The 12487-nt window shown below is 39.5% G+C and carries 9 protein-coding genes and 1 riboswitch; of the genes, 2 read left to right on the top strand and 7 right to left on the bottom strand.

Annotated elements, in window-relative coordinates:
- Positions 1–20: 20 nt before the first annotated feature.
- Positions 21–4280, top strand: coding sequence for a DNA-directed RNA polymerase subunit beta' (gene rpoC / locus IPM34_09965; GenBank protein MBK8955871.1), 4260 nt, complete (start codon positions 21–23; stop codon positions 4278–4280).
- A gap of 34 nt (positions 4281–4314) precedes the next feature.
- Here the strand turns inward: rpoC and IPM34_09960 are convergent, their stop codons facing one another.
- From IPM34_09960 to IPM34_09930, 7 genes are read right to left on the bottom strand one after another with little or no spacing between them, the layout of a single operon-like run.
- Positions 4315–4905 (bottom strand): riboflavin synthase, encoded by a 591-nt coding sequence (locus tag IPM34_09960; protein ID MBK8955870.1) that lies wholly within the window; start codon positions 4903–4905, stop codon positions 4315–4317.
- Between the two features lie 7 nt (positions 4906–4912).
- Positions 4913–7630 (bottom strand): gliding motility-associated C-terminal domain-containing protein, encoded by a 2718-nt coding sequence (locus IPM34_09955; GenBank protein MBK8955869.1) that lies wholly within the window; start codon positions 7628–7630, stop codon positions 4913–4915.
- Between the two features lie 10 nt (positions 7631–7640).
- Entirely contained in the window at positions 7641–8522 is an 882-nt protein-coding gene (gene rfbD / locus IPM34_09950; GenBank protein MBK8955868.1) for a dTDP-4-dehydrorhamnose reductase, read from the bottom strand.
- Positions 8512–9069: a dTDP-4-dehydrorhamnose 3,5-epimerase gene (gene rfbC, locus IPM34_09945; GenBank protein ID MBK8955867.1), complete on the bottom strand. Its 558-nt coding sequence runs from the start codon at positions 9067–9069 to the stop codon at positions 8512–8514. Before rfbC ends, rfbD begins: the two co-directional genes overlap by 11 nt.
- Positions 9066–10367: a ribosome biogenesis GTPase Der gene (der, locus tag IPM34_09940; GenBank protein MBK8955866.1), complete on the bottom strand. Its 1302-nt coding sequence runs from the start codon at positions 10365–10367 to the stop codon at positions 9066–9068. The genes rfbC and der overlap by 4 nt, the downstream gene beginning before the upstream one ends.
- Complete coding sequence (gene era, locus IPM34_09935; GenBank protein ID MBK8955865.1) at positions 10364–11266, bottom strand: GTPase Era; 903 nt, start codon at positions 11264–11266, stop codon at positions 10364–10366. Before era ends, der begins: the two co-directional genes overlap by 4 nt.
- A 1-nt stretch (position 11267) precedes the next feature.
- Positions 11268–11825 (bottom strand): hypothetical protein, encoded by a 558-nt coding sequence (locus tag IPM34_09930; GenBank protein ID MBK8955864.1) that lies wholly within the window; start codon positions 11823–11825, stop codon positions 11268–11270.
- A gap of 28 nt (positions 11826–11853) precedes the next feature.
- Here IPM34_09930 and IPM34_09925 point away from each other — a divergent pair, with 28 nt between their 5' ends.
- Positions 11854–12378, top strand: a complete 525-nt coding sequence (locus IPM34_09925) for an ATP-binding protein (protein ID MBK8955863.1) — start codon at positions 11854–11856, stop codon at positions 12376–12378.
- Positions 12379–12383: 5 nt separating this feature from the next.
- A riboswitch (TPP riboswitch) is annotated at positions 12384–12484 on the top strand.
- Positions 12485–12487: the final 3 nt, after the last annotated feature.

Here is a 12487-nt window from a genome sequence, read left to right as displayed (position 1 = left end):
TTCCCTTAATAATCAGAAATATGAACTTTAAAAATAAAACCATAAAACAGGATCAGGAATTCGATAAAATCACCATTAGCCTGAGTTCTCCGGATGATATATTGGAGCGCTCATTTGGCGAAGTATTGAAACCTGAAACGATAAATTACCGTTCGTATAAGCCCGAAAGAGATGGTTTATTTTGTGAACGTATTTTTGGACCTGTAAAAGATTACGAGTGCTATTGTGGAAAATACAAACGCATTCGTTACCGGGGTATCGTGTGTGACCGCTGTGGAGTGGAAGTGACAGAGAAAAAAGTAAGACGCGAAAGAATGGGTCACATAAAACTCGTTGTGCCTGTTGTTCATATCTGGTTTTTCAAAAGTCTTCCGAATAAAATTGGATACCTGTTGGGTCTTTCCTCAAAGAAATTGGAATCCATTATTTATTATGAACGATTTGTTGTTATTCAACCTGGCGTGGCTGAAGCGAATGGATCGGGTTATTTGGATTTGATTACTGAAGAAGAATACCTGGACATTCTGGAAAGCTTGCCAAAAGAAAATCAGTTGCTCGACGATAAAGATCCAAATAAGTTTGTTGCAAAAATGGGTGCTGAAGCCATTTTTGATCTTCTTACCAGATTGAATCTCGATGATCTTTCTTTTGAGTTGAGACATCAGGCATCAAATGAATCTTCCCAACAAAGAAAATCTGAAGCGCTGAAGAGGCTTCGGGTCGCTGAAGCTTTCAGAGAAGGTTTGAATACAAAAAATAACAAACCGGAATGGATGATCATTCAGTATTTACCGGTTATCCCGCCTGAACTAAGGCCATTGGTTCCTTTGGATGGTGGACGATTTGCAAGTTCTGACCTCAATGATTTATATCGCCGTGTCATCATTCGCAACAATCGTTTGAAACGATTATTGGAAATAAAAGCTCCGGAAGTAATTTTAAGAAATGAGAAAAGAATGCTGCAGGAAGCTGTAGATTCTTTATTTGATAATTCGAGAAAATCCAACGCTGTAAAAGCAGAAGGTGGACGTGCTCTTAAATCACTCAGCGATATTCTCAAAGGAAAACAAGGAAGGTTCCGTCAGAATCTTCTTGGAAAAAGGGTTGATTACAGTGGTCGTTCTGTCATTGTTGTGGGCCCAACTTTGAAATTACACGAATGTGGTTTGCCAAAAAACATGGCCGCTGAACTTTTTAAACCTTTTATCATCAGAAAATTGATTGAAAGAGGTGTAGTTAAGACTGTCAAATCCGCAAAAAAACTAGTCGATCGGAAAGATCCCGTCATTTGGGACATTCTGGAAAATATTCTGAGAGGGCATCCGGTGTTGTTAAACCGGGCTCCCACACTTCACAGATTATCCATTCAGGCATTTCAACCTGTATTGATCGAAGGGAAGGCAATTCAATTGCATCCTTTGGTTTGTGGTGCTTTCAACGCCGACTTTGATGGTGACCAGATGGCCGTACACGTTCCATTGGCAAATGCATCTATACTTGAAGCGCAATTATTAATGTTGGCTAGTCACAACATGTTGAACCCACAGGATGGTTCGCCAGTTACGCTTCCATCTCAGGACATGGTTTTGGGCTTGTACTACCTGACTAAAGAACGCGTGACCGATATAGAAGTTAAAGAAAGAATTTACTACGATAAAGAAGAGGTATTGATCGCTTTTAGCGAAAAGGTAATTGACCTTCACGAGCCGGTTCGGGTAAGAGCAAAAGTTGAAACAGAGTCCGGAGAAATGACATGGAAAGTTATTAAGACAACAGTTGGTAGGGTCTTGTTTAATGAAGCTGTACCTGAAACAGTACCTTATGTAAATGAACTGTTGACAAAGAAAAACCTGAAGATGATCATTGGTATGATCATCCAACGGACCAACTTCCAGGTGACTGCTAAATTTTTAGATGATATCAAAGACTTAGGTTTCTATTGGGCATTCAAAGCAGGACTTTCTTTCAATCTTGGAGATTTGATCACACCATCGATTAAACAGAAAACTCTGGATGATGCACAAAGGGAAGTGGATGAAATCTGGGACAGTTATAATATGGGTCTTATAACCAATAATGAGAGATACAACCAGATCATTGACCGTTGGACTTATGCAGATAACAGAATCACCGACAATCTCATGAAGGAATTAGCCACGCATAAAGGTGGGTTTAATTCTGTATACATGATGTTGCATTCCGGCGCGAGAGGTTCCAAGCAACAGATCAAGCAGTTGTGTGGATTGAGAGGTTTGATGGCGAAGCCAAGGAAGTCAGGAGATACAGGAAGTGCCATTATCGAAAACCCAATCTTGTCAAACTTTCAGGATGGTTTGAGCGTTTTGGAATATTTTATTTCCACACACGGTGCGAGAAAAGGTTTGGCCGATACCGCTTTGAAAACAGCTGATGCAGGTTATCTGACCAGACGTCTTGTTGATGTGGCTCAGGATGTTGTAGTTTCTGAAGAGGATTGCAACACTTTAAGAGGAATAGAAACTACCGCATTGATCGATAATGACAAAGTAATTGAGAATTTATCTTCCAGAATTGTTGGTCGATTTACACTCCATGATATTGTAAATCCGAATACCGATGAAATCATTTTATCGGCAGGTGATTATATAAACGATAAAGTTGCAAACCTCATTGAAGAATTGGGTATTGAAATGGTTACGATCAGATCGGTACTCACATGTGAGTCTCGAACAGGAGTATGCAATAAGTGTTATGGGAAAAATCTAGCTTCGGGAAGGATTGCAGAGGAAGGAGATGCAGTAGGAATTATTGCTGCACAGAGTATTGGCGAACCAGGAACTCAGTTGACTCTTCGTACATTTCACGTGGGTGGTGTGGCTGCCGTTTCGAAAGCCGAATCTGAAATCACTTCAAAATTTGATGGAATTATCGAATACGATGGATTAAAAACATCGCATTTCATTCAGGAGGGAAATAAATCCATGATCGTTCTTTCCCGCTCAGGTGAAATGAGAATATTGGACAGCGATTCAAAGAAAATGCTAACCAGCATGCATATCCCATACGGCTCAGCACTCTATGTAAAAGAAGGGCAGGCTGTTGTGAAAGGCGATCTGATATGTAACTGGGACCCTTTCAACGCATTGATCATATCCGAATTTTCAGGGATCATCAAATACGATTCTATCGAAGAAGGTGTTACCTATCGCATGGAACGAGATGACCAGACCGGATATTCTGAAAAGGTTATTATTGAATCCAAGAACAAGAAAAAGATTCCTTCTATAGCCATTGTAAATGCTGCTGGCGAAGAATTGAAGAATTATTCATTGCCTGTGGGTGCTTACATTGCTGTTGATGATAATTCGGAAGTCAATTCAGGCCAGATTATTGGAAAAATGCCACGTAATGTGAGCAAAGTATCTGACATTACGGGAGGTCTTCCTCGTGTTACGGAATTATTTGAAGCGAGAAATCCTTCAAATCCGGCTGTTGTTTCTGAGATTGACGGAATTGTATTTTATGGAAAAATTAAAAGGGGTAACCGCGAGATCTTCGTCGAAGACGAAAGAACAGCTCAACGCCGGAAATATCTTATTGGATTGTCAAAGCACATTCTTGTTCAGGAAGGCGATTTCGTAAGAGCAGGTACGCCATTGTCTGATGGAAACATAGCACCTCGCGATATCATGATGATCAAAGGTTTGTTTGCTGTGCAATCGCATCTGGTGAATGGAGTTCAAGAGGTATATCGTTCTCAGGGTATTAATATCAACGACAAGCATATTGAAGTTATCGTTCGTCAAATGATGAGGTGGGTTCAAATCGAAGATCCGGGTGATACCACTTTGCTCGAAGGAGAACCTGTAGACCGTTGGGATTTCATTGAAGCTAATGACGAAATCTTTGATAAAAAAGTAGTTACTGAGAGTGGAGATTCTGGTAAATTAAAACCTGGTCAGTTAATTAATATCCGTCAGCTTCGCGAAGAAAATTCATTTTTAAAGCGAAATGACAAAAAACTGGTCGAGGTCAGAGACGCTACACCAGCCACTGCAAGTCCTTTGTTACTCGGGATCACAAGGGCTTCCTTGGGAACGAGCAGCTGGATCTCAGCAGCATCATTCCAGGAGACAACCAAGGTACTCAGCTCTGCAGCCATGGCTGCAAAAAGCGATGACCTTTCGGGCTTAAAGGAGAATGTGATCATCGGGAAAAAGATTCCTGCAGGTACAGGCCTCAAAAGGTTTAAAGACCTTTTTGTCAGGACCGGTGAAAAAACTCCGGAGATTGCAGAGTAAAATTTATAGAGGGCTTCAATTGAGGCCCTTTTTTTTATCCTATTATTTTTTGAGATCGGAGTATGTACTTCCCCAATAAGTCAAATTCAATATTGACTTCATCGCCAATATTTAATTCTTTCAGATTCGTATGGTCCCAGGTATAAGGAATGATGGCCACGACGAAGGACTTTTTTTTCAACTTGGCAATCGTCAGACTGATGCCATTGATTGTAATAGATCCATGTGGAATCAGGTACATCTGATCTTTCTTGTCTATTTTAAAATGCAATAAATAACTTCCATCGCGGGATTCTCTTTTTAGGAGGCTCGTTGTTTTATCAATATGTCCGCTAACTAAATGGCCATCAAGTCTCTGATTAATTTTAAGCGCCCTTTCCAAATTCAATTTGCTTCCTATGGTCAGATTGCCGAGGTTCGTTTTATTTAAAGTTTCATTTATTGCTGTCACAAAATGACTAGTCTTGGTTTTATGAGTGACAGTAAGACAGACCCCATTGTGCGATACGCTTTGATCGGTATTTAATTTGGAAGAAATATTTGAAACAATTTGAAATTGTAGGTTTTTGCCTTTTTTCTCTATCGCTTTTACGATGCCGACTGTTTCAACAATTCCGGTAAACATATGATTATTAATTTGTTCCTCGACGCAATTCAATGAATCCATTGATTTGACTTGCCGGATTTAATTGATGAATGATTCCTGAATACAAAATGGAACACGTGTAGTAATAAGTTCCGTCTGGCACTTTGTTGCCGGAGGTTGTGTTGCCATTCCATAATATTTCGGGATTTTTTGTTTCAAAAATCAGATTCCCCCAACGGTTGAAAACTTTAAAATCAATTTGATCGACGAATCTGTAGGCGTAAGGTTTAAACAGATCATTGTGGCCATCATTGTTGGGTGTAAATGTATTGGGTAAGTTGTATACCGGACAATAATTGATGCAAACGGAGTCTGCATCCACACATTCATTTCCTGCCTGATCATACGATCGTAACAGATAACATTCTGGAATGCTATCGATAACAGTGTGCTCAAAAGCACGCGTTTGAGGATCGCCAATGTTTGCGATAAAGTGTATCTTATTTCTATAATATCCGTAAAGATTAAATCCTGCAATGTCATTGTCAGGGCAAGGTTCAGGAGGGTCCCACCTCAAAGTATTAATAATGTTGTTGCCCATAAGTTGCGGATCTTCATTACAGGGATCAGATACTCTTAAGACTGGGCAACATGGAGCGACATTATCTATGGGAACCGCGCACACAATATTCGAGTGATTGATTAATGGAGATTCAAACCTCGAAACGCCGTATTCGCCAAATGTCCTCACCAAAGTGCAATATTCATTGCCATTGACAAGATTTTTAATTTTATAATTTTTTGATGTTGTCGATGCGATGGAGTCAAATTTTTGTCCTACCGGATCATACAACATTATATCATACCTGAAATTAGTCCAGGGTGTTGATTCTTTCCAACTCAGATCCAAACTTTTATCTGAACTGTTTATTTTTAACTGAACCATATCTCCACTATCGGAGAGATGCAATGTTGGAGTAGCTGAAATCAATTCGACATAATAACTGTATTGTTCTTCAGCAGTATTTAGCTGTTGATGAGTAAAAGTCGTATCATCAATACTGCTGTAGTTTTGATAAATACTTTCGCTGCCGACAATTTTTGAAAATGCTGTTTGATTTGTTTTGGAATAAATACTGGTTTTATAAGGAGGCTTGTGCAGGGTCGTATCAAATTCTGATAACAGGGGTTTAGTCCACCTGAGAAAAATTTCGCCATTTTGTATATCAGTGCGAACCACATCCACATTAAAAAGTACCGGAATATTCAGTGGTAAACTGTTACAGGATTCGTTGGAATGCAATCCGCTTACAAAATTTACAGGGAATCCTCCCTGACTAGTAATGGCAAATTCAGCTTGGACTCGGTAACAATAAAATTTACCTTCGAGGAGGGTTGTATCCTTGTATTTGTAATTGTTCCCATCGAAGTCACTGACCAAATAGGCAATTTGAGTGTACTGGGAACCTTGTAAACCCGGATTGCAAGTGTCCAAACCAAGCGGTAACGATCCTTCTTTTCGCCACACCGAAAATCCTTTAAAGTGATCCTTGAAATCAGTGCAAAAGTAGGGATGAGCCCAGGTCAGTTGCATCGCTTTTGAATCTGGAAAACTTTGCAGATTTTCTGGTGAAGGACCACTTATTTTTATTCGGATGGTATGTAATGTAGATATGCCTGTTGTATCTAAGATGTCGTCTGTTGCCTTTATTACAATGGTATAATATTCTTTTCTAACCAGTGAGCAATCGGTATTCCATTTCAGTTGCACCGGGAATGGCGAGTCCTGGTATCCGTTTGGTGCCGAGATAATCATTTTTGGGTTTGAGAAAAATGGTGCACCACTTGCCTCAACTTTTATTCTTGATCCTGGTGTTGAAGTATCCGGGTCTGATATGAGAAGCATTAACTCCAAAACAGTTCCGGCGATAATGCAGGTATCAGTGATTGATGCGATTTTTGGGGGATTATTTTGGCTGCAATCGGGTCTCACAAATATTTGCATATCCCGTATTGTACTTGCAATTTTTACTCCTTTTCGATACTCGTGAATGATAAATGCAATGTTGTATTCACCGGCTTTCTGCGGGCTTACCCAATTAAAAGTACCTTTTTGTGGATCTAAAGAAATGACGTTGTTTATTCCTGGATTAATTTGATTTGGAAATGTATAATTGGGAACCGGGGTGTTGAGATCCATCAATGGAACAGTAAATTCAAAGCTCAAACTATCGCCATCAGGATCAAATGCTGCTGGATTGTGCTGAAAAGGAACGCCGACACAGGCAAAGTCTATGGGTGCCTGCAAAAGCTGCACAGATCTGTTTGGCGATTGGAATTGCAAATTTAATAGCGTAACAGTGGTCTGAATGTAAAACGGAATATTCACGCTGTTGGGTGGATCGACATTCAAAATATTGTCTACGCGATTGGGATCCATGACGCCTATTCTGTAGGTGCTTCTGCCCGGATAGGTGTGGGTGGCAGTATAAAAATTGCGTTTGGTGTTGTTCGAAAGAATCTCTCCCGAGCCATTTGAACGGAGTACCGTACTGAAACTTCCGTCTCCCCAGCTGATGATCAGACTATCCCTGTCTGCGGCAGTACTGCTCGCTTTGGTGTAAGTAGTAATTGTTGCCTGTATGCTAAAATCAGAAATTTGAATGAAGCTTATTTCACCTGCCCGGTTGTGCGTACCCCGACAAGGCGATGCTATTAAAATTAAAAACATTAAAAACAGGATATGGCGGTAAATCAGGTGCATAAATACCAATTCAATAGTTATCTGATATGCAGTCCAAACATTCATGTAATGCCACTTTCCAGTTTTTGGGAAATACAAAAAATTGCTCGGCAATTCTAGAACAATCGAGACTGCTATAATGAGGTCTTGGTGCAGGAGCCCCGTATTTCTCAGTGCTGATTCCGTTGAGTTCCATTTGGATATTCTTGTATTTAAAAATTTCAGTAGCAAATTCCAGCCAGGTACAAGTGCCTTCATCTGAAAAATGCAGTATTCGCTGATATTGATTTAACGATTTACCTGCTGTTTGTGTTGCTATACTTGCTAAGGCATGTGCAAGATTACGCGCGTATGTCGGACTTCCGGTTTGATCGTTTACGATGTTCAAGGTATTCCTGTTTTTGCCGAGATTCAACATAGTTTTGACAAAATTATGACCAAAACTGCTGTATAACCAGGATGTCCTAATAATTATACTTTCCGGGTGCGTTTTAAGCACAAGATCTTCGCCTTGGCTTTTTGACTCTGCATACACTCCTTTGGGATTTTTTGGTTCATCTTCGCATATCAATCCTGGTTGATCTTTAAAAAAGACATAATCACTTGAGATATATATCATCCGGGTATGCTGTTGATAGCAAAAACGAGCAATCGATTCGGCTGCCTGGCAATTAATTTTAAAACATTCATCCCGCTGAGTCTCTGCCTGGTCAACACGGGTATATGCTGCTGCATGGATCAGATAATGAGCTTTGGCATCCGCAAGGATGTTTGCTGAATCAATTTCCGAACACACATCCCATTCTTCTTTGGTATAAAAGCTGAAATGAATCTGAGGATATTGTTCCTCAATGGCCTTGAGTTCTTGTCCCAACTGGCCATGAGCTCCGTTTACTAAAATTTTAATCGGCATCCTTGATGTATTCTTCAAGGCCGGGCCAATTGGAATCTCTTTCTGAAAGAACGATCTTATCGGGCTCAATCCCCCAGTTAATTTTTAGCGAAGGATCCAAAGGATGGATCCCCCTTTCGTGAGGAGGAGAATAGTAATTGTCGCATTTGTATGAAAAGATTGCAAATTCTGTCCTTACAGCAAAACCGTGGGCAAAACCTCCGGGAATAAGCAATTGTTTCTTATTGGAATCAGAAAGTATCATTTGAAAACATTTCAAATAGGTATCACTGCCTTTCCGGAGATCCAAAACTACATCCATGACTTCCCCCCGAATGACCCGTACCAATTTAGCTTGTTCCATTTTGCCAGTCTGAAAATGCAAACCCCGGATGACCCCATATTGCGAAGCGGATTCATTGTCCTGAACAAAAAAATAATCTGCTTTTTTTAATAAAAATTCCTTTGAATTAAACGATTCAAAAAAGTACCCTCTTTGATCCGAGTACACCTGAGGCTCTATGATCATTAATCCTTCGAAACCGGTTTCTGTAAATGTAAATTTCATTTTTCCTTAAATAGCAAACGAATTGGAGCACCTGTAAAATTAAACAGGGAACGCATTTGATTTTCCAGATAGTGCTTGTAGGATCCTTTTATTTGATCCGGATAATTGGTAAAAAATGCAAAAGCCGGATATGGCTTGGATATTTGTGTGATGTATTTGATCTTAATCAGGTGATTTCTGTAAGAGGGTGGTGGTATTTTTCCAATAGCTTCCAGCATTTTATTGTTTAACTCCGAGGTTTTGATCTCTCTCCTCAGATTAGCAAACACATCCAGACCGGCTTCCATGGCCTGATAGATGCGCTGTTTATCTTTTGCAGAAATGAATAGTACCGGTACATCCGTAAATGGTGCAAGTTTAGCTTTGATTTGGGTTTCAAATAGTTTCATGGTGTTGGTTTCTTTAGCCACCAAATCCCATTTATTGACGAGGATCACGAGCCCTTTATTTCTTTTGACAACGATAGATACCAATTCCATGTCCTGTGCTTCAATTCCTAATGTGGCATCAATCATGAGGTAACACACATCGCATTCTTCAATTACGCGAATTGCGCGAATGACGGAATAAAATTCCAGATCTTCAGATACTTTTGATTTTTTTCGAATCCCTGCTGTATCCACAAGGATGAATTCTTTTCCGAATTTTTTGTAATGGGTATGAATAGGATCTCTTGTAGTGCCGGCAATATCCGTCACGATGTTTCGTTCTTCATCGAGCAATGCATTTAAAAAACTCGATTTGCCTACATTAGGTTGTCCAATGATTGCGAATTTCGGCAGGTTGCTTTCAATAACTTCTTCTTCCGGTACGAGTTTGCTGATTTCATCGAGAAGATCTCCGGTACCGCTGCCCGATATAGCAGAGATCGTATACATTTGTTCAAAACCCAGGCTCCACATTTCATGAGCCATAAACGCCCGTTCCTGATTATCAACTTTGTTGACTACAAGAAATACTTTTTTAGTGCATTGACGAAGCAAATGCGCCATGCTTTGATCCAGATCTGTGACGCCGGTAGTCGCATCCGTCATAAAAAGGATGCATTGCGCTTCGTCGATTGCAATTTCAACTTGCCGTCGTATTCCGGATTCAAATAAATCGGTACTGTCTGGTACAAATCCACCTGTATCTATAACGGTGAATGTCTTTCCATTCCAGTCGGATACATCGTAAATGCGATCGCGGGTCACACCGCTAATGTCGTCGACTATTGATTTTTTACGGCCAATTAACCTATTGAAAAATGTCGATTTTCCTACGTTGGGCCTTCCTACAATTGCTACGGTAAAACTCATTGAAAAATTCCTGATTTCTGAATAAAGTTGGAGTTATCCCTCCATTCTTTTTTTAATTTTATACTTAAATTTAAATATACTTTTTGCTGAAGAAACGATTCGATTTCTTTTCTCGAATGGATGCCCAGTTCTTTTAGTTTTTGTCCGTTCTTTCCAATAAGAATAGAGACATGTGAAGATTTGCCTACATAAATCGTAGCATAAATATGAGCCATTGCCGCTTCTTCATCTACTCCTTTGCAAGAATCAACAACGACAAAGACATGATAGGGTATTTCTGCATCGAATAAAAACAGGATCTGTTCCCTTATCATTTCAGAAATGAAAAACCTTACGGAACGGTCACTTGAAATATCTTCGTAGTAATACGGCGGATGCACGGGCAATTCATCAAAAAGTTGTCCAAGCATTTCTTCAATGCCGGTCGCTGTTTTCGACTGGATGCGATGAATGGATTTGATCGGAATGTTGGCTTCGTTTAATATGTTGAGGTAGTGTTGCTCAGCCTGGGGATGAACAATGTCCATCTTGTTTAAACACAAATGGAAGGGGATCACTGATTGCTTGATACCACGTAAAAAATCATCCGGAAGCTGACTGAGTGTGGAGGCATCTACAACCAGCAAGAGCGTTTCTGCATCTTCCATTGCATTTTTAATTTGGATGTTCATCATTTTGTGCAAGGGGTAACTCGTTTTTTCAATCCAACCGGGAGTGTCCGATAAAATGAGCTGCCTGTCATTTTGATTGAGTATGCCTATCACTCTTTGTCTTGTGGTTTGTGGTTTGTGTGTAACAATAGCCAGTTTGGTTTTTAATAAAGCATTAAACAATGTTGATTTGCCACTGTTGGGCAAACCAATAATATTGACAAATCCGGCTTTTGATTGACTTTCCAAATTAAATATTATTTTCTATAAATTCTTTTAAAACTGCGGGCTCCATACGACGCCAGTTTATATCCTGAAGATTTTTACCGTATTGAACATGAAATTGCAATCCATACTGTTTTAATTCTGATAATATATGAGTTTGTAGATTTAACATACAAATATAGCCCCCTTCCTCCTGAATATCTTCCTTCCATTCTTCGTAATAACAATCATCTGATCCATGAAAATTAAATACATGATCGCACATGAGGATAAACCGGTAAATTCCTTTTTGGATCATCCGGTCTGCCAATTTTCTTTTTAGAAACATAATGTCGTTATAAATGCAGTCATTCCATTCTCCCATTAATTCTATTATACAATATCCTTCTTCATAATCTGTGTAAAGTAATTTGACAAATAAGGTTTCCGATCCAATTTCATCCCAATATGGATGAATGTAATAATTATAAATTTTATTTGTATACCTTAGAGTGTCGTACGATTTACCATAAAATGGAGAATTCGGATCATCAGCACTGTCATAAACTTCCTTCCAGTGGTAAAAAGGTTCTATATCGTGCATATCTTCTAACTAACAATGACATTTAAAAATGATGTCCTTAAAAATTGCAATAACTGGGCCAGAATCTTCTGCCAAATCCAGCCTGGCTGTGCAATTGAGTATGCATTACAAAGGTACATTGATTACTGAATATAGTCGTGATTATCTGCATCACACCAAAGGTAAATACCAACAACACGATTTGTTAATAATGGCAGAGGAACATAATAAATTGTTAAAGCAGAACGAGCTCAATTCCCGGATTCAAATCTGGGATACGGATCTTTTGACCTACAACATTTGGTACGAAGAAAAATATAAATCGAAAAATCAGGAGCTTGCTGCCCTGTGGCAAGAAAATGTAGCAGACTATTATATTATTTGTTATCCCGACACGCCTTGGATATGGGATCCGTTGCGAGAATCGAGGGATGACCGCTTTCATCTGTTTTATAAATACCTGGAGGCTATCCGACACTTAAAAGTTCGTTTTAATATTTTAAGTGGAAACGGGTTTTACAGGTTTATTCATGCCCGGTGGTATATTGATAATTTATTACAAAAAATCAATTAATTTTACGTCCGTTAACGGGGTGCCGCATAAGCTTCTGCCGGCTGAGATCAAACCCGATGAACCTGACAGGGTAATGCCTGACTGGGAAGTTTGTGTGATTGCCCTTATT

The organism is Saprospiraceae bacterium, from assembly GCA_016716185.1.
Classification (GTDB): Bacteria; Bacteroidota; Bacteroidia; order Chitinophagales; family Saprospiraceae; genus Vicinibacter.
The sequence above is the reverse complement of the archived record's forward strand: the minus strand, read 5'-3'. Positions and strand labels throughout refer to the sequence as shown.

What these genes read in the sequence shown, in the direction of transcription:
- rpoC (MBK8955871.1), top strand. Translation starts at nt 21, where the DNA reads ATGAACTTTAAAAATAAAACCATAAAACAGGATCAGGAATTCGATAAA.
- IPM34_09960 (MBK8955870.1), bottom strand. Translation starts at nt 4,905, where the DNA reads ATGTTTACCGGAATTGTTGAAACAGTCGGCATCGTAAAAGCGATAGAG.
- IPM34_09955 (MBK8955869.1), bottom strand. Translation starts at nt 7,630, where the DNA reads ATGCACCTGATTTACCGCCATATCCTGTTTTTAATGTTTTTAATTTTA.
- rfbD (MBK8955868.1), bottom strand. Translation starts at nt 8,522, where the DNA reads ATGCCGATTAAAATTTTAGTAAACGGAGCTCATGGCCAGTTGGGACAA.
- rfbC (MBK8955867.1), bottom strand. Translation starts at nt 9,069, where the DNA reads ATGAAATTTACATTTACAGAAACCGGTTTCGAAGGATTAATGATCATA.
- der (MBK8955866.1), bottom strand. Translation starts at nt 10,367, where the DNA reads ATGAGTTTTACCGTAGCAATTGTAGGAAGGCCCAACGTAGGAAAATCG.
- IPM34_09930 (MBK8955864.1), bottom strand. Translation starts at nt 11,825, where the DNA reads ATGCACGATATAGAACCTTTTTACCACTGGAAGGAAGTTTATGACAGT.
- IPM34_09925 (MBK8955863.1), top strand. Translation starts at nt 11,854, where the DNA reads ATGATGTCCTTAAAAATTGCAATAACTGGGCCAGAATCTTCTGCCAAA.